This window comes from Pluralibacter sp. (genome assembly GCF_019237635.1).
Lineage (GTDB): Bacteria > Pseudomonadota > Gammaproteobacteria > Enterobacterales > Enterobacteriaceae > Enterobacter_B.
Map to the genome: position 1 here is coordinate 1 of NZ_JAFAGS010000062.1, position 17071 is coordinate 17071.

General features: G+C 52.9%; 27 protein-coding genes. 21 read left to right on the plus strand and 6 right to left on the minus strand.

The features are described from left to right. The 15 genes from rplF to JO226_RS07475 all read left to right on the plus strand — a co-directional run. Positions 1-180 (plus strand): 50S ribosomal protein L6 (gene rplF, locus JO226_RS07405; protein WP_293545295.1); only part of this gene is annotated, 180 nt, incomplete at its 5' end. A gap of 9 nt (positions 181-189) precedes the next feature. Then, positions 190-543, plus strand: coding sequence for a 50S ribosomal protein L18 (gene rplR / locus JO226_RS07410; protein ID WP_000358956.1), 354 nt, complete (start codon positions 190-192; stop codon positions 541-543). A gap of 14 nt (positions 544-557) precedes the next feature. Further along, the gene (rpsE, locus tag JO226_RS07415) at positions 558-1061 is read left to right on the plus strand and encodes a 30S ribosomal protein S5 (protein ID WP_004106339.1); all 504 of its coding nucleotides are present in this window, start codon (positions 558-560) and stop codon (positions 1059-1061) included. A 3-nt stretch (positions 1062-1064) separates the two neighbouring features. Continuing rightward, positions 1065-1244, plus strand: coding sequence for a 50S ribosomal protein L30 (rpmD, locus tag JO226_RS07420; RefSeq protein WP_001140434.1), 180 nt, complete (start codon positions 1065-1067; stop codon positions 1242-1244). Positions 1245-1247: 3 nt separating this feature from the next. Then, positions 1248-1682, plus strand: coding sequence for a 50S ribosomal protein L15 (gene rplO / locus JO226_RS07425; RefSeq protein WP_293545583.1), 435 nt, complete (start codon positions 1248-1250; stop codon positions 1680-1682). Positions 1683-1689: 7 nt separating this feature from the next. Further along, on the plus strand, positions 1690-3021 hold the full coding sequence (gene secY, locus JO226_RS07430; RefSeq protein WP_013364453.1) for a preprotein translocase subunit SecY: 1332 nt from the start codon (positions 1690-1692) through the stop codon (positions 3019-3021). A gap of 31 nt (positions 3022-3052) precedes the next feature. Further along, positions 3053-3169: a 50S ribosomal protein L36 gene (gene rpmJ, locus JO226_RS07435; RefSeq protein WP_000868187.1), complete on the plus strand. Its 117-nt coding sequence runs from the start codon at positions 3053-3055 to the stop codon at positions 3167-3169. 146 nt (positions 3170-3315) lie between these two features. Then, positions 3316-3672 (plus strand): 30S ribosomal protein S13, encoded by a 357-nt coding sequence (gene rpsM, locus JO226_RS07440; protein WP_293545940.1) that lies wholly within the window; start codon positions 3316-3318, stop codon positions 3670-3672. Between the two features lie 16 nt (positions 3673-3688). Further along, positions 3689-4078, plus strand: a complete 390-nt coding sequence (gene rpsK, locus JO226_RS07445; protein ID WP_001029684.1) for a 30S ribosomal protein S11 — start codon at positions 3689-3691, stop codon at positions 4076-4078. Between the two features lie 33 nt (positions 4079-4111). Continuing rightward, a complete protein-coding gene (gene rpsD / locus JO226_RS07450; RefSeq protein WP_293546005.1) occupies positions 4112-4732 on the plus strand; it encodes a 30S ribosomal protein S4 in 621 nt (206 codons plus the stop codon). A 25-nt stretch (positions 4733-4757) separates the two neighbouring features. Beyond that, positions 4758-5747 (plus strand): DNA-directed RNA polymerase subunit alpha, encoded by a 990-nt coding sequence (gene rpoA / locus JO226_RS07455; RefSeq protein ID WP_002209013.1) that lies wholly within the window; start codon positions 4758-4760, stop codon positions 5745-5747. A 40-nt stretch (positions 5748-5787) separates the two neighbouring features. Then, on the plus strand, positions 5788-6174 hold the full coding sequence (gene rplQ, locus JO226_RS07460; RefSeq protein WP_002919206.1) for a 50S ribosomal protein L17: 387 nt from the start codon (positions 5788-5790) through the stop codon (positions 6172-6174). A gap of 107 nt (positions 6175-6281) precedes the next feature. Beyond that, positions 6282-6650 (plus strand): DUF1992 domain-containing protein, encoded by a 369-nt coding sequence (locus JO226_RS07465; RefSeq protein ID WP_293546119.1) that lies wholly within the window; start codon positions 6282-6284, stop codon positions 6648-6650. Positions 6651-6654: 4 nt separating this feature from the next. Next, on the plus strand, positions 6655-7080 hold the full coding sequence (gene zntR / locus JO226_RS07470) for a Zn(2+)-responsive transcriptional regulator (protein ID WP_293546122.1): 426 nt from the start codon (positions 6655-6657) through the stop codon (positions 7078-7080). 56 nt (positions 7081-7136) lie between these two features. Continuing rightward, complete coding sequence (locus tag JO226_RS07475) at positions 7137-7352, plus strand: alternative ribosome-rescue factor A (RefSeq protein ID WP_293546124.1); 216 nt, start codon at positions 7137-7139, stop codon at positions 7350-7352. Here the strand turns inward: JO226_RS07475 and mscL are convergent, their stop codons facing one another. The 5 genes from mscL to def all read right to left on the minus strand — a co-directional run bounded on the left by mscL (position 7353) and on the right by def (position 12119). Then, a complete protein-coding gene (mscL, locus tag JO226_RS07480) occupies positions 7353-7763 on the minus strand; it encodes a large-conductance mechanosensitive channel protein MscL (protein ID WP_293546127.1) in 411 nt (136 codons plus the stop codon). Positions 7764-7907: 144 nt separating this feature from the next. After that, on the minus strand, positions 7908-9284 hold the full coding sequence (trkA, locus tag JO226_RS07485; protein WP_013364460.1) for a Trk system potassium transporter TrkA: 1377 nt from the start codon (positions 9282-9284) through the stop codon (positions 7908-7910). A 21-nt stretch (positions 9285-9305) separates the two neighbouring features. Beyond that, positions 9306-10595 carry a 16S rRNA (cytosine(967)-C(5))-methyltransferase RsmB gene (rsmB, locus tag JO226_RS07490; protein ID WP_293546131.1) on the minus strand — a complete coding sequence of 430 codons (1290 nt, stop codon included), beginning with the start codon at positions 10593-10595 and terminating at the stop codon, positions 9306-9308. Positions 10596-10647: 52 nt separating this feature from the next. Beyond that, positions 10648-11595, minus strand: a complete 948-nt coding sequence (gene fmt, locus JO226_RS07495) for a methionyl-tRNA formyltransferase (RefSeq protein WP_293546133.1) — start codon at positions 11593-11595, stop codon at positions 10648-10650. Positions 11596-11609: 14 nt separating this feature from the next. Next, a complete protein-coding gene (def, locus tag JO226_RS07500) occupies positions 11610-12119 on the minus strand; it encodes a peptide deformylase (protein WP_293546136.1) in 510 nt (169 codons plus the stop codon). A gap of 129 nt (positions 12120-12248) precedes the next feature. Here def and dprA point away from each other — a divergent pair, with 129 nt between their 5' ends. Genes dprA through JO226_RS07530 form a run of 6 tightly spaced genes read left to right on the plus strand, consistent with a single transcriptional unit; the run spans position 12249 to position 16037 of the window. Continuing rightward, positions 12249-13373: a DNA-protecting protein DprA gene (dprA, locus tag JO226_RS07505; RefSeq protein ID WP_293546139.1), complete on the plus strand. Its 1125-nt coding sequence runs from the start codon at positions 12249-12251 to the stop codon at positions 13371-13373. Next, positions 13345-13818, plus strand: coding sequence for a DUF494 family protein Smg (smg, locus tag JO226_RS07510; protein WP_013364465.1), 474 nt, complete (start codon positions 13345-13347; stop codon positions 13816-13818). The genes dprA and smg overlap by 29 nt, the downstream gene beginning before the upstream one ends. Before the next feature lie 22 nt (positions 13819-13840). Continuing rightward, positions 13841-14398, plus strand: a complete 558-nt coding sequence (locus JO226_RS07515; RefSeq protein WP_293546144.1) for a topoisomerase DNA-binding C4 zinc finger domain-containing protein — start codon at positions 13841-13843, stop codon at positions 14396-14398. After that, positions 14388-14960 carry an L-threonylcarbamoyladenylate synthase type 1 TsaC gene (gene tsaC / locus JO226_RS07520; RefSeq protein WP_293546147.1) on the plus strand — a complete coding sequence of 191 codons (573 nt, stop codon included), beginning with the start codon at positions 14388-14390 and terminating at the stop codon, positions 14958-14960. The genes JO226_RS07515 and tsaC overlap by 11 nt, the downstream gene beginning before the upstream one ends. Positions 14961-14964: 4 nt before the next feature. Continuing rightward, entirely contained in the window at positions 14965-15783 is an 819-nt protein-coding gene (aroE, locus tag JO226_RS07525; protein ID WP_293546150.1) for a shikimate dehydrogenase, read from the plus strand. Continuing rightward, positions 15780-16037 (plus strand): DUF1488 domain-containing protein, encoded by a 258-nt coding sequence (locus JO226_RS07530; RefSeq protein WP_293546153.1) that lies wholly within the window; start codon positions 15780-15782, stop codon positions 16035-16037. Before aroE ends, JO226_RS07530 begins: the two co-directional genes overlap by 4 nt. Here the strand turns inward: JO226_RS07530 and JO226_RS07535 are convergent. Continuing rightward, positions 16013-16567, minus strand: a complete 555-nt coding sequence (locus tag JO226_RS07535) for a gamma carbonic anhydrase family protein (protein WP_293546155.1) — start codon at positions 16565-16567, stop codon at positions 16013-16015. The two genes, JO226_RS07530 and JO226_RS07535, sit on opposite strands and share 25 nt — an antisense overlap. Between the last annotated feature and the right edge of the window lie 504 nt (positions 16568-17071).

Genomic DNA, 17071 nt, shown 5'->3' on the forward strand with positions numbered 1-17071 from the left:
GCCGGTATCACTGCAGAATGTCCGACTCAAACTGAAATCGTGCTGAAAGGCGCTGATAAGCAGGTGATCGGCCAGGTTGCAGCAGATCTGCGCGCCTACCGTCGTCCTGAGCCTTACAAAGGCAAGGGTGTTCGTTACGCCGACGAAGTCGTGCGTACCAAAGAGGCTAAGAAGAAGTAAGGTAACACTATGGATAAGAAATCTGCTCGTATCCGTCGTGCGACCCGCGCACGCCGCAAGCTCAAAGAGCTGGGTGCAACTCGCCTGGTGGTACATCGTACCCCGCGTCATATTTACGCACAGGTAATTGCACCGAACGGTTCTGAAGTTCTGGTAGCTGCTTCTACTGTAGAAAAAGCTATCGCTGAACAACTGAAGTACACCGGTAACAAAGACGCGGCTGCAGCTGTGGGTAAAGCTGTCGCTGAACGCGCTCTGGAAAAAGGCATCAAAGATGTGTCCTTTGACCGTTCCGGGTTCCAATATCATGGTCGTGTCCAGGCACTGGCAGATGCTGCCCGTGAAGCTGGCCTTCAGTTCTAAGGTAGAGGTGTAAGATGGCTCACATCGAAAAACAAGCTGGCGAACTGCAGGAAAAGCTGATCGCGGTAAACCGCGTATCTAAAACCGTTAAAGGTGGTCGTATTTTCTCCTTCACAGCTCTGACTGTAGTAGGCGATGGTAACGGTCGCGTTGGTTTTGGTTACGGTAAAGCGCGTGAAGTTCCAGCAGCGATCCAGAAAGCGATGGAAAAAGCCCGTCGCAATATGATTAACGTCGCGCTGAACCACGGCACCCTGCAGCACCCGGTTAAAGGTGTTCACACGGGTTCTCGTGTATTCATGCAGCCGGCTTCTGAAGGTACCGGTATCATCGCCGGTGGTGCAATGCGCGCCGTCCTGGAAGTCGCTGGGGTTCATAACGTTCTGGCTAAAGCGTATGGTTCCACCAACCCGATTAACGTGGTTCGTGCAACTATCGATGGCCTGGAAAATATGAATTCTCCAGAAATGGTCGCTGCCAAGCGTGGTAAATCCGTTGAAGAAATTCTGGGGAAATAAACCATGGCAAAGACTATTAAAATTACTCAAACCCGCAGTGCAATCGGTCGTCTGCCGAAACACAAGGCAACGCTGCTTGGCCTGGGTCTGCGTCGTATTGGCCACACCGTAGAGCGTGAGGATACTCCTGCTGTTCGTGGTATGGTCAACGCGGTTTCCTTCATGGTTAAAGTTGAGGAGTAAGAGATGCGTTTAAATACTCTGTCTCCGGCCGAAGGCTCCAAAAAGGCGGGTAAACGCCTGGGTCGTGGTATCGGTTCTGGCCTCGGTAAAACCGGTGGTCGTGGTCACAAAGGTCAGAAATCTCGTTCTGGCGGTGGCGTACGTCGCGGTTTCGAGGGTGGTCAGATGCCTCTGTACCGTCGTCTGCCGAAATTCGGTTTCACTTCTCGTAAAGCAATGATCACGGCAGAAATTCGTCTGTCCGATCTGGCTAAAGTAGAAGGCGACGTAGTAGACCTGAACACGCTGAAAGCAGCTAACATTATCGGTATCCAGATCGAGTTCGCGAAAGTGATCCTGGCTGGTGAGGTAACTCGTCCGGTAACTGTTCGTGGCCTGCGTGTGACTAAAGGCGCTCGTGCTGCTATCGAAGCTGCTGGCGGTAAAATCGAGGAATAAGTAGCAGATGGCTAAACAACCGGGATTAGATTTTCAAAGTGCCAAAGGTGGCTTAGGCGAGCTGAAACGCAGACTGCTGTTTGTAATCGGTGCGCTGATTGTGTTCCGTATTGGCTCTTTTATTCCGATCCCTGGTATTGATGCCGCTGTACTTGCCAAACTGCTTGAGCAACAGCGAGGCACCATCATTGAAATGTTCAACATGTTCTCTGGTGGTGCTCTCAGCCGTGCTTCTATCTTTGCTCTGGGTATCATGCCGTACATTTCGGCATCGATTATTATCCAACTGCTGACGGTGGTTCACCCGACGCTGGCGGAGATCAAGAAGGAAGGGGAATCTGGACGTCGTAAGATTAGCCAGTACACCCGCTACGGCACTCTGGTGCTGGCGATATTCCAGTCGATCGGTATTGCTACCGGTCTGCCGAATATGCCTGGTATGCATGGCCTGGTCATTAACCCAGGCTTTGCATTCTATTTCACCGCTGTTGTAAGTCTGGTCACGGGAACTATGTTCCTGATGTGGCTCGGCGAACAGATTACTGAGCGTGGTATCGGTAACGGTATCTCGATCATTATCTTCGCTGGTATCGTTGCGGGTCTCCCGCCAGCCATTGCCCACACTATCGAGCAAGCGCGTCAAGGCGACCTGCACTTCCTCCTGTTGCTGTTGGTTGCAGTATTAGTATTTGCAGTGACCTTCTTTGTTGTCTTCGTTGAACGTGGTCAACGCCGCATTGTGGTAAACTACGCAAAACGTCAACAGGGTCGTCGTGTCTATGCTGCACAGAGCACACATTTACCGCTGAAAGTGAATATGGCGGGGGTAATCCCGGCAATTTTCGCTTCCAGTATTATTCTGTTCCCGGCGACCATCGCGTCATGGTTCGGGGGCGGTACTGGTTGGAACTGGCTGACAACAATTTCGCTGTATTTGCAGCCTGGGCAACCGCTTTATGTGTTACTCTATGCGTCTGCAATCATCTTCTTCTGTTTCTTCTACACGGCGTTGGTCTTCAACCCGCGTGAAACAGCAGATAACCTGAAGAAGTCCGGTGCATTTGTACCAGGAATTCGTCCGGGAGAGCAAACGGCGAAGTATATCGATAAAGTAATGACTCGTCTGACCCTGGTCGGTGCGTTGTACATCACTTTTATCTGCCTGATCCCGGAGTTCATGCGTGATGCAATGAAAGTGCCGTTCTACTTCGGTGGGACTTCGCTGCTTATCGTTGTCGTCGTGATTATGGACTTTATGGCTCAAGTGCAAACTCTGATGATGTCCAGTCAGTATGAGTCTGCATTGAAGAAGGCGAACCTGAAAGGCTACGGCCGTTAATTGGTCGCCCGAGAAGTTACGGAGAGTAAAAATGAAAGTTCGTGCTTCCGTCAAGAAATTATGCCGTAACTGCAAAATCGTTAAGCGTGATGGCGTCATCCGTGTGATTTGCAGTGCCGAGCCGAAGCATAAACAGCGCCAAGGCTGATTTTTTCGCATATTTTTCTTGCAAAGTTGGATTGAGCTGGCTAGATTAGCCAGCCAATCTTTTGTATGTCTGTACGTTTCCATTTGAGTATCCTGAAAACGGGCTTTTCAGCATGGTACGTACATATTTAATAGTAGGAGTGCATAGTGGCCCGTATAGCAGGCATTAACATTCCTGATCAGAAACATGCTGTGATCGCATTAACTTCGATCTACGGCGTCGGCAAGACCCGTTCTAAGGCCATTCTGGCTGCAGCGGGTATCGCTGAAGATGTTAAGATCAGTGAGCTGTCTGAAGGACAAATCGACACACTGCGTGACGAAGTTGCCAAATTTGTCGTTGAAGGTGATCTGCGCCGTGAAATTAGCATGAGCATCAAGCGCCTGATGGATCTTGGTTGCTATCGCGGTTTGCGTCATCGTCGTGGTCTCCCGGTTCGCGGTCAGCGTACCAAGACCAACGCACGTACCCGTAAGGGTCCGCGCAAACCGATCAAGAAATAATCGGGGTGATTGAATAATGGCAAAGGCACCAATTCGTGCACGTAAGCGTGTAAGAAAACAAGTCTCTGACGGCGTGGCTCATATCCATGCTTCTTTCAACAACACCATCGTTACTATTACTGATCGTCAGGGTAACGCATTGGGTTGGGCAACAGCCGGTGGTTCCGGTTTCCGTGGTTCTCGCAAATCCACTCCGTTTGCAGCTCAGGTTGCAGCAGAGCGTTGCGCAGACGCCGTTAAAGAATACGGCATCAAGAATCTGGAAGTTATGGTTAAAGGACCGGGTCCAGGCCGCGAATCTACTATTCGTGCTCTGAACGCCGCTGGTTTCCGCATCACGAACATTACTGATGTGACTCCGATCCCTCATAACGGTTGTCGTCCGCCGAAAAAACGTCGCGTATAACGCAGTCGTTTCTAGGATTGTTGGAGAAAGAAAATGGCAAGATATTTGGGTCCTAAGCTCAAGCTGAGCCGTCGTGAGGGCACCGACTTATTCCTTAAGTCTGGCGTTCGCGCGATCGATACCAAGTGTAAAATTGAACAAGCTCCTGGCCAGCACGGTGCGCGTAAACCGCGTCTGTCTGACTATGGTGTGCAGTTGCGTGAAAAGCAAAAAGTTCGCCGTATCTACGGTGTGCTGGAGCGTCAGTTCCGTAACTACTATAAAGAAGCAGCACGTCTGAAAGGCAACACCGGTGCAAACCTGTTAGCTCTGCTGGAAGGTCGTCTGGACAACGTTGTATACCGTATGGGCTTCGGCGCCACTCGTGCAGAAGCACGCCAGATGGTTAGCCATAAAGCAATTATGGTAAACGGTCGTGTTGTTAACATCGCTTCTTATCAGGTTAAAGCGAATGACGTTGTCAGCGTTCGTGAGAAAGCGAAAAAGCAATCTCGCGTGAAAGCCGCTCTGGAGCTGGCTGAGCAGCGTGAAAAGCCAACCTGGCTGGAAGTTGATGCTGGCAAGATGGAAGGTACGTTCAAGCGTCAGCCGGAGCGTTCTGATCTGTCTGCGGACATTAACGAACACCTGATCGTCGAGCTTTACTCCAAGTAAAGCTTAGTACCAAAGAGAGGACACAATGCAGGGTTCTGTGACAGAGTTTCTAAAACCGCGCCTGGTCGATATCGAGCAAGTGAGTTCGACGCACGCCAAGGTGACCCTTGAGCCTTTAGAGCGTGGCTTCGGCCATACTCTGGGTAACGCACTGCGCCGTATTCTGCTCTCATCGATGCCGGGTTGCGCGGTGACCGAGGTTGAGATTGATGGTGTACTTCATGAGTACAGCACCAAAGAAGGCGTTCAGGAAGATATCCTTGAAATCCTGCTCAACCTGAAAGGGCTGGCGGTGAGAGTTCAGGGCAAAGATGAAGTTATTCTTACTCTGAATAAATCTGGCATTGGCCCTGTGACCGCAGCCGACATTACCCACGACGGTGATGTCGAAATCGTCAAGCCGCAGCACGTGATCTGCCACCTGACCGATGAGAACGCATCTATCAATATGCGCATCAAAGTTCAGCGCGGTCGCGGTTATGTGCCGGCTTCTGCCCGAATTCATTCGGAAGAAGATGAGCGCCCAATCGGCCGTCTGCTGGTCGACGCCTGCTACAGCCCTGTAGAGCGTATTGCCTACAATGTTGAAGCTGCGCGTGTAGAACAGCGTACCGACCTGGACAAGCTGGTCATCGAAATGGAAACCAACGGCACAATCGATCCTGAAGAGGCGATTCGTCGTGCGGCAACCATCCTGGCAGAACAACTGGAAGCTTTCGTTGATTTACGTGATGTACGTCAGCCGGAAGTGAAAGAAGAGAAACCAGAATTCGATCCGATCCTGCTGCGCCCTGTTGACGATCTGGAATTGACTGTCCGCTCTGCTAACTGCCTCAAGGCAGAAGCTATCCACTATATCGGTGATCTGGTACAGCGTACCGAGGTTGAGTTGCTGAAAACGCCGAACCTGGGTAAAAAATCTCTTACCGAGATTAAAGACGTGCTGGCCTCTCGTGGTCTGTCTCTGGGCATGCGCCTGGAAAACTGGCCGCCGGCAAGCATTGCTGACGAGTAACCGGATCACAGGTTAAGGTTTTACTGAGAAGGATAAGGTCATGCGCCATCGTAAGAGTGGTCGTCAACTGAACCGCAACAGCAGCCATCGCCAGGCTATGTTCCGCAATATGGCAGGTTCACTGGTTCGTCATGAGATCATCAAGACGACCCTGCCTAAAGCGAAAGAGCTGCGTCGCGTAGTTGAGCCGCTGATTACTCTTGCCAAGACTGATAGCGTTGCTAATCGTCGTCTGGCATTCGCCCGTACTCGTGATAACGAGATCGTGGCAAAACTGTTTAACGAGCTGGGCCCGCGTTTTGCGAGCCGCGCCGGTGGTTACACTCGCATTCTGAAGTGTGGCTTCCGTGCAGGCGACAACGCGCCGATGGCATACATCGAGCTGGTTGATCGTGCTGAGCCGAAAGCAGAAGCAGCTGCAGAGTAATCTGTAGTGAATTAAAAAAACCCGCCTCGGCGGGTTTTTTTATATCTCCAGAGTCCCCAACTTACCTACAATAGCTGTATTCTTTTTGTTCACCTCGGGGTGTTGCCATGTGGTTACTCGACCAGTGGGCGGAACGCCATATTGTTGATGCTATGCGCAAGGGTGATTTAGATAATCTTCCCGGCAGCGGTGAGCCGCTTGCGCTGGACGACGATTCCCATGTCCCTGCTGAACTGCGTGCAGGCTATCGTCTGCTTAAAAATTCCGGCTGTTTACCTCCGGAACTGGAACACCGTAAAGAGGCTATTGCGCTGCTCGACATACTGAAGGGTATCCGGCGGGAGGATCCGCAATACCAGGAGATGAGCAAGCGTCTGACGTTGCTTGAAGCGAAGCTGCGACAGGCTGGCCTTAGTACGGATTTTCTTCATGGCGCGTATGCTGATAAGCTCATGCATAAAATTTCCGAGGAGTAATGCTATGTATCGCATTGGTGAACTGGCGAAGCTGGCTGGCGTAACGCCGGATACCATCCGTTATTACGAAAAGCAGCAGATGATGGATCATGATGTCCGCACTGAAGGGGGCTTTCGCCTGTATACCGACAGCGACTTGCAGCGTTTGCGCTTTATCCGTCATGGCCGCCAACTCGGATTTACCCTTGAGGCGATCCGCGAATTATTGTCGATCCGCATCGATCCTGAGCATCATACCTGCCAGGAGTCGAAAGGGATTGTTCAGGCGCGGCTGAGCGAAGTGGAAGCGCGTATTGAGGAATTACAGACGATGCGGCGATCGCTGCAGCGACTGAATGACGCCTGCTGCGGTACCGCGCACAGCAGCGTTTACTGCTCGATTCTTGAAGCTCTGGAGCAAGGCGCTGAAACCAGCAAACCTGGGTGTTGATTATTTTCTGGCCCAGGACTACACTCGCGGCGATTTACCTCACATCTGGAGATATTATGAGCCGGTATCAACATACCAAAGGGCAAATTAAGGATAACGCGATCGAGGCGTTATTGCATGATCCACTGTTTCGACAGCGCATTGAAAAGAATAAGAAAGGGAAAGGAAGTTATCAGCGCAAAGGAAAACAGGGTAACCGGGGAAACTGGGAGGCCAGTGGCAAGAAAGTGATTCGCTTTTTTACCACTGGCCTTCTGCTTTCCGTGGCCTGATTAAGAACGCTTGTTTTGTTCTTTCAGCAGATCGCGGATTTCGGTAAGCAGCATTTCTTCTTTCGACGGTTCCACGACGGCCGCTGGCTCTTCTTTTTTACGGTTGAGCTGGTTCATCAGCTTAATAGCCATAAAGATGGCGAAGGCGACGAGGACGAAATCAAAAATATTCTGGATAAATACGCCATAGTGCATGACGACGGCTGGCACATCTCCCTGCGCTGCGCGTAGCGTGATGGCGAACTGTTTAAAGTCTACGCCACCAATCAGAAGCCCAAGCGGCGGCATAATAATATCGGCAACCAGTGACGAGACAATCTTACCAAATGCCGCACCGATAATGACACCCACCGCCAAATCGACAACATTTCCACGCATCGCGAATTCGCGAAACTCTTTAATAAAGCTCATTTTATTCTCCTTGAACCAGCTGACATTCATTAGTTTAACAAATGTTTAGTCATTTTCCATTACACAGCAATACCCAGTAGTTGATTATTAACCCCTTCATATTGCAGGGATTAATAAAAAGGCGCCGTGCTGGCGCCTGGGAAATTAAAGGAAGAAGGGACTTGGCTGGAAAAGTCGCTCGACGTCGGTAATAAATTTTTTATCTGTCAGGAACATAATTACGTGGTCGCCTTGCTCGATACGTAAATTATCGTTCGCGATGAGCACTTCATTGCCCCGAACGACGGCGCCAATAATCGTACCCGGCGGAAGCTTAATATCGTCAATGACCCGGCCAACCACGCGTGAGGTACTTTCGTCGCCGTGGGCCACCGCTTCGATAGCTTCAGCGACGCCGCGGCGTAGTGAGGACACGCCGACGATATCCGCTTTACGCACATGGCTCAGCAGGGCTGAAATGGTTGCCTGCTGAGGCGAAATAGCAATATCAATAACGCTGCCCTGCACCAGGTCAACATAGGCGCGACGCTGGATGAGCACCATCACCTTCTTGGCCCCCATGCGCTTGGCGAGCATGGCGGACATAATATTGGCCTCATCATCGTTGGTAACGGCGATAAACAGATCAACCTGATCGATATGTTCCTCTGCCAGCAATTCCTGATCCGATGCATCGCCATAGAAGACGATAGTGTTCTGCAGTTTTTCTGCCAGCTCAGATGCCCGCTGCTGATCGCGTTCGATAAGCTTAACGCTATAGTCTTTTTCAAGACGACGCGCCAGTCCCGCCCCGATGTTTCCCCCACCGACCAGCATGATGCGCTTGTACGGTTTTTCGAGGCGCTGGAGTTCGCTCATGACCGCACGAATATGCTGTGAAGCGGCAATAAAGAAGACCTCATCACCGGCTTCGACAATGGTTGAACCCTGCGGACGGATCGGTCTGTCATGGCGAAAAATCGCCGCTACACGGGTATCGATATGCGGCATATGCTCACGCATGGTCGACAACGCGTTCCCGACAAGCGGACCGCCATAGTAGGCCTTCACTACCGCGAGGCTTACCTTGCCTTCGGCAAAATTCACCACCTGCAGCGCGCCCGGGTACTCAATCAGACGGTAAATGCTGTCAATAACCAGTTGTTCCGGCGCGATAAGGTGGTCGATGGGGACGGCATCGGAATTAAAAAGCTTCTCCGCATCGCGGACATAGTCCGGCGCGCGGATACGCGCAATGCGGTTTGGCGTATTGAACAGGGAGTAGGCAACCTGGCAGGCGACCATGTTCGTTTCATCTGAACTGGTCACGGCAACCAGCATATCGGCATCATCCGCACCGGCTTCGCGCAGGACGCGCGGATGTGAGCCATGACCCTGAACGACGCGCAGGTCAAACTTATCCTGCAGGCTGCGCAGACGATCGCCATTGGTATCAACAATGGTGATATCGTTGTTCTCGCCGACCAGGTTTTCTGCCAGCGTACCGCCGACCTGTCCGGCCCCAAGAATGATAATTTTCATCAGTCGTCGCCCGTTATCCTGTTACCGTTTGATGAGCTTAGCGTAAAAGAAGCCATCACCTTCCTCTGCAGCCGGGAGATTTTGCTGCCCCGGTTGCTCCGGTGTTCCTGTGTCGCTGAGTACCGCGTCGCCAGTACGCTTCAGGAAGGCGGCGATTTGCTCCGCGTTCTCCTCCGGCAAAATAGAGCATGTGGCGTATACCAGCGTACCGCCCGGTTTCAGATGCGGCCAGATGGCATCCAGAATTTGCGCCTGCAGCTGCGCAAGCTCGGCGATATCGCGGTCGCGGCGCAGCCATTTTATGTCGGAGTGGCGGCGGATAACGCCTGTCGCGGAGCAGGGGGCATCCAGCAGAATACGATCGAACTGTCGTCCTTCGCACCACTGTGACGGATAGCGACCGTCACCCTGCTTAACTTCGGCCTTCATGCCCAGACGCTTGAGGTTATCGTATACGCGGGAAAGTCTTTGCTCATCAATATCGACGGCCAGCACATTTGCCTCAGGAGCCACTTCCAGAATATGCGTGGTCTTCCCACCAGGGGCTGCGCAGAGATCGAGGATGGTTTCCCCGTTTTCCGGCATCAGGAAATTCATACAGCCTTGGGCTGAAGCATCCTGCACGGTGACCCATCCAGCGTCAAACCCGGGCAGCGCCTGAATGGACGTCGGCGTTTCGAGCCTCACTGCGTCAGGGTAGTGGGGATGGGGATATCCTTTAAGCCCGGACGTTTCCAGCATCGCCAGCCAGGCATCACGGGTATGATGAGTGCGGTTGACGCGTAGCCACATTGGCGGGCGCTGGTTATTGGCGTCCAGAATGGCCTGCCACTGCTGCGGCCAGGCTTTTCGGATGCGTTTCACCAGCCATTCCGGGTGCAGGAAACGGCTGTCGCTGTTCGCGAACTCCGCGAGTAGCACTTCCTGCTGACGCTGGAACTGGCGCAGCACGCCGTTGATCAACCCTTTAAGCTGAGGGCGTTTGATAGCGACGGCGCCTTCAACCGTTTCGGCGAGCGCGGCATGCGCAGGAATACGGGTATGCAACAGCTGGTACAGTCCCACCATAATGAGGTAGTGGACGGTGCGCTGTTTTCCGGTCATCGGACGGGACATTAATTTAGCAATCAGCCAGTCCAGCTGCGGGAGCGTGCGCAATACGCCAAAGCTCAGTTCCTGTAACAGCGCCCGGTCTTTGTCGGTGACTTTTTGCTGTAAAGGCGGCAGAACGTTGCTTAACGACTGACCCTGTTCTACGACTTGTTCAACGGCCTGAGCGGCCAGGCTGCGTAAGTTTTGATGTTTTTTCATAAGCGCAAAAATGAAAAGGCCCGGCAGTACCGGGCTTTAGAGATAGTTAATATCAGGCGAGACGGGTACCGGGAATAAACCACTCCCGGCGTGAATTCAACAGATCCTGGGCGCTCATCGCTTTTTTGCCCGCAGGCTGGAGCGATTGCAGACTCAGAATACCGTCGCCTGTTGCGACCTGAATACCCTGCTTGCTGGCGTCGAGGATCGTACCCGGCTCGGCGGTTGCCGGGCCCGGAAGCGCCGTCGCCTGCCATACTTTCACCGGCTGACCGTCAATCTCCAGCCAGCTCATCGGCCACGGATTAAATGCCCGGATGCAGCGTTCAATTTGAGCCGCGGAAAGCGTCCAGTCGACGCGGGCTTCCTCTTTGCTCAGCTTCTCGGCATAGGTAACCCGTGATTCATCCTGAACGTCGGGCTGCGTTGTACCTGCCGCCAGCTGTTTTAGCGTCGCGATGAGCCCCTGCGGCCCCAGTTCTGCCAGTTTGTCATACAGCGTCGCGCTGGTGTCCTGCGCGGTAATCGGGCAGGCCAGCTTGTAGAGCATGTCACCGGTGTCCAGACCGACATCCATCTGCATGATGGTCACGCCGGTTTCGACATCGCCAGCCCACAGCGAACGCTGGATAGGCGCGGCGCCACGCCAGCGCGGCAACAGCGAACCATGAACGTTGATACAGCCCAGACGCGGCATATCCAGCACCGTTTTAGGCAGAATCAGACCATAAGCCACCACGACCATGACGTCGGCATTGAGTTCGGCAACGAGCTGCTGGTTTTCCGGCGCACGCAGTGAGACGGGCTGGAAAACCGGCAGACCTTTTTCTTCCGCCAGCACCTTGACCGGACTTGGCATGAGTTTTTTACCGCGGCCTGCGGGCCTGTCGGGCTGAGTGAACACGCCGACGACCTGGTGTCCGGACGACAACAGCGCGTCAAGATGACGCGCTGCGAAGTCAGGAGTACCAGCGAAAATGATGCGAAGTGATTCTGACACGTTAGTTCTTGTCCTTAAGCACGAGCGTTCATGCGATCCAGCTTTTCGACCTTCTGGCGAATACGCTGTTGTTTCAGCGGGGACAGATAATCGATAAACAGTTTGCCGACCAGATGATCCATTTCGTGCTGGATACAGATAGCCAGCAGACCATCGGCATTTAATTCAAACGACTTGCCGTCACGATCGAGCGCGCGGATTTTTACCGTTTCGGCGCGAGGCACCAGCGCGCGCTGCTCAGGGATGGACAGGCAGCCTTCTTCGATTCCCGTTTCGCCGTCTTTTTCAAGCAGCTCAGGGTTAATCAGGACCAGTTGCTGATCACGATCCTCAGACACATCGATGACGATGATTCGCTGATGGATATCCACCTGGGTAGCCGCCAGACCAATGCCTTCTTCGGCGTACATCGTTTCGAACATATCATCAACGATACGCTGAATCTCTGCATTTACTTCTTTTACCGGCTCGGCGACTTTGCGAAGACGCTCGTCCGGAATATGTAACACTTGCAAAACTGCCATAGTTATCCAGAGTTGAGTTCAGGAGTTGGAAAGATCATTACCTCTATTCTAGACAAATCCCCCTCTGATTGACAGCATCACTGACCAATCGCAAGGATTGCCGGAGCCGCTTATGGCAAGGAGGGGGAGATGACACCCACTGAAATTTGGATCCGTTTAATGTCGGTCAACGGGTTATATGGCGACAGGATGTGTGAGGCGGCTGAAAAACTCATTTCATTAGCCGCGACCGGGAATCTCCAGCCTGAATATGCTCCCCTTACGGCGAAACAGTTCGCCCAGTTCATGGCGTTTGCGGAAGCTTCGGTGGAGAAAACGCTGCGCTGGCTTGATGCGCCAGATCACCATCTGCTACTGGCGACGGACCCCTTGTTCCCTGCACCGCTTCGCGCCATCGCCGATTATCCCGCCGCGCTTTTTTTCGCCGGTCCGCCAGCGCTGCTTTCATCCCAACAGTTGGCCGTCGTCGGCAGCCGTAATCACAGCTGGTACGGCGAACGCTGGGGTCGCGTGTTTTGTGAAACGCTGGCGAGGCATCAGCTGACGATAACCAGCGGGTTGGCGCGGGGAATCGATAGCATTGCGCATCGTGCCGCGTTGGCTGTCGGCGGGAAAACCGTTGCGGTTCTCGGCAATGGCCTGTTTCACCACTATCCTCGCGACCACGCATCGCTTGCCCAACACATTCTCGAAAACGGCGGCGGACTGGTGTCGGAGTTTCCGCTCGACCAACCGCCGAGAGCGCCTCACTTCCCCCGACGCAACCGAGTAATTAGCGGGTTAAGCCTGGGCGTGCTGGTGGTGGAAGCGGCGATTAAAAGCGGTTCCTTAGTGACGGCGCGTATCGCCGCCGAGCAGGGAAGGGAGGTATACGCGATTCCCGGGCCGTTAGGTAATCCTGGCAGTGAAGGACCGCACTGGTTAATCAAACAGGGCGCAACACCGGTGACGTCAGCGGAGGACATCCTTGAAAATTTACAAGGCGGTTTATGTTGGTTGCCAGATCAGACTGAATTCTCAAATTATTCCATAGATACGGAAGAGGTAGCATTGCCATTTCCGGCACTCCTGGCTAACGTAGGAGATGAGGTAACACCTGTTGACGTTGTCGCTGAACGTGCCGGCCAACCTGTGCCAGAAACGGTAGCCCAGCTGCTTGAACTGGAGTTAGCAGGATGGATCGCAGCTGTACCCGGCGGCTATGTCCGATTAAGGAGGGCATGCCATGTTCGACGTACTCATGTATTTGTTTGAGACTTATATCCACAACGAAGCAGAAATGCGGGTGGATCAGGACAAACTGACACGGGATCTTACCGATGCGGGATTTGATCGGGAAGACATTTATAACGCTTTGTTATGGCTTGAGAAGTTAGCTGATTATCAGGAAGGCCTTGCCGAACCGATGCAGCTTGCTTCGGACCCGCTCTCGGTGCGAATCTATACAGCTGAAGAGTGTGAAAGATTAGATGCCAGTTGCCGGGGATTTTTGTTATTCCTGGAACAGATTCAGGTGCTGAACCTCGAAACGCGTGAAATGGTGATTGAGCGAGTCATGGCGTTGGATACTGCAGAATTTGAACTGGAAGACCTGAAATGGGTCATTCTGATGGTTCTGTTTAATATCCCGGGCTGTGAAAATGCGTATCAACAAATGGAAGAGTTACTCTTCGAAGTGAATGAAGGTATGCTGCACTAATTTTGCAGCTTCAAGAGTTGTTATGGCCAAATCAGCACTATTTTCGGTGCGTAAACACGAGCCCTGCCCGCAGTGCGGGGCTGAACTGGTTATTCGGTCCGGTAAGCACGGGCCGTTTCTCGGTTGTTCCCATTATCCAGAATGTGATTATGTCCGTCCCCTGAAGAGTCAGGCGGACGGACACATCGTTAAGGTTCTGGAGGGGCAGTTATGCCCTGCCTGCGGCGCTGAACTTGTGCTCCGCCAGGGACGCTTCGGTATGTTCATCGGCTGTAGTCGCTATCCGGAATGCGAGCATACGGAACTTATCGATAAACCTGATGACACCTCCATCGCGTGTCCGCAGTGCCACGAAGGCCATCTGGTTCAGCGCCGTTCGCGTTTCGGTAAAACCTTCCATTCCTGCGATCGTTACCCGGATTGCCAGTTCGTTATTAACTTTAAGCCTGTAGCCGGGGAGTGCCCCGAGTGCCATTACCCGCTGCTTATTGAAAAGAAAACGGCGCAGGGCGTGAAGCGCTTTTGTGCCAGTAAACAATGTGGAAAGCCGATACCGGCGGAACAAATCAGTGAACAGTAACATGCAAACAGAGTCCATCGCGCGTGCCGTTGCGGCTCTCAATAATAAAGACGTTATCGCCTATCCCACCGAAGCCGTGTTTGGCGTCGGGTGTGACCCGGACAGTGAAACTGCGGTCATGCGCCTGCTTGAACTTAAGCAACGCCCTGTTGATAAAGGGTTGATTCTGATTGCTGCAAGCTTTGAGCAACTAAAGCCTTATATTGATGATTCAGTGCTGACGCCAGCGCAGCGCGAAGCGGTATTCGCCCGCTGGCCGGGTCCGGTCACGTTTGTATTTCCTGCCCGTGAGCAAACGCCGCGCTGGCTGACCGGTAAGTTTGATTCGCTTGCCGTGCGCGTTACCGATCACCCACTGGTGGTGGCGCTTTGTCAGGCCTATGGCAAACCGCTGGTATCGACCAGCGCCAACCTTACCGGGCAGCCGCCATGCCGTACCACGGCCGAGGTGCTTGCGCAGTTCGGTGAACACTTTCCTGTTGTTACGGGAGAAACCGGAGGGAGATTAAATCCTTCTGAGATTCGCGACGCCCTGACGGGCGAACTCTTCCGCCAGGGGTAATACGATGGAAACTTACGCGGTATTTGGTAACCCGATTGCGCACAGCAAATCGCCCTTTATTCATCAGTGCTTCGCGCAGCAACTGAAGATTGAACACCCTTATGGCCGCGTACTGGCGCCAGTGGATGGTTTCCTCAATACCCTCGATGCATTCTTTAGCCAGGGGGGGAAGGGTGCCAACGTGACGGTGCCGTTTAAAGAAGAGGCTTTTGCCAGAGCCGATGAACTGACCGAACGCGCGGCGCTCGCCGGGGCGGTGAATACGCTTAAACGCCTGGACGATGGCCGTCTGCTGGGGGACAACACCGATGGTATCGGCCTGTTAAGCGACCTGGAACGGCTCTCCTTTATCAAACCGGGCTGCCGTATTTTGCTGATTGGCGCAGGCGGGGCGGCACGCGGGGTTATTTTGCCCCTTTTATCGCTGAACTGCGCGGTGACTATCACTAACCGTACCTTTTCCCGGGCGCGTGAGCTGGCGAGCCTCTTTGCCCACACGGGAAGCGTAGGGGCGATAGCCATGGACGCGTTGGCGGGTTGTGAATTCGATCTCATCATTAATGCGACTTCCAGCGGGATCGGCGGCGGCGTTCCGGATATTCCGGTGTCGCTTATTCATCCGACCGTCTATTGCTATGACATGTTCTACCAGAAAGGAACCACGCCGTTCCTGGCCTGGTGTGAACAGCATGGGGCGAAGAATGTTGCCGACGGGCTTGGCATGCTGGTGGCCCAGGCAGCGCATGCGGTTTTATTGTGGCATGGCGTTTTGCCGCAGACGGAACCGGTGATCGCTGCGCTTCAGAAAGAACTCGCTCTGTGAATCAGGCGATTCAGTTCCCCGATCGGGAGATATGGCGCGCTGAAAAGCAGTGCATCTGCTTCCCGGCATTGGTTAACGGGATGCAGATGACTTGCGCGATAGGTTCCGCGACGCTGGCGCATCGCTTCGGTGGGGATACGCCAGCACAGTGGTTAGAGGCTTTCAGAGTTCATCGCTGGGATCTTGAGGATGAAGCGGAAGCGGCGATTCGTGATAATCGTGAAGACGATCAGGGCTGGATCTGGCTGTCCTGATCCAGATAGTCATCTTTCCATTTCACATAGTTGTTCGCCGAGTATTTCAGCCCCTCCCGCTCGTCGTCTTTTAACGGTCTTATCTGTTTTACCGGGCTGCCGAGGTAAAGGTAGCCGCTTTCCAGGCGTTTGTTCTGCGGTACCAGGCTACCGGCGCCAACCATGACATCATCTTCAATCACAGCGCCGTCCAGCACGATAGACCCCATCCCGACAAGCACCCGATTTCCTATTGTGCAGCCGTGTAGCATCACTTTGTGGCCGACGGTAACGTCAGCGCCGATAATCAGCGGGTTGCCTTCAGGGTTATAAAAGGATTTGTGGGTAACGTGCAGCACGCTACCATCCTGAATATTGGTTCGAGGGCCGATCCCGACATAGTTGACGTCGCCGCGAATGGCCACCAATGGCCAGATACTGACATCATCGGCAAGACGGACATCACCAATGACAACGCTGGTGGCATCGATCATCACGCGTTGGCCCAGACTGGGGAATATTGTTTTATAGGGACGGATATTTGCAGACATGATTACCTCATTTCGATCGGTCAGAACGGTATTATCGGCCTTATAAGAGCGGGATTCACCTCAAAAAATGAGCAGATCGTATGGGATCTCAGCGAAAAGAGTGAAAAACAAGCAGTCAGAAAAAAAGATCTAAAAAACACTTGTGCTAAAAACTGGGATCCCTATAATGCGCCTCCGTTGAGACGACAACGTGAAACACTTCACCAGATGGTCGTAGCAACGAAGAGAAAAAATCCTGAAATTCAGGGTTGACTCTGAAAGAGGAAAGCGTAATATACGCCACCTCGCAACGGTGAGCGAAAGCCGCGTTGCACTGCTCTTTAACAATTTATCAGACAATCTGTGTGGGCACTCAAGGTGACATGGATTCTTAACGTCCTCGGACGAAAAATGAATACCAAGTCTCAAGAGTGAACACGTAATTCATTACGAAAGTTTAATTCTTTGAGCATCAAACTTAAATTGAAGAGTTTGATCATGGCTCAGATTGAACGCTGGCGGCAG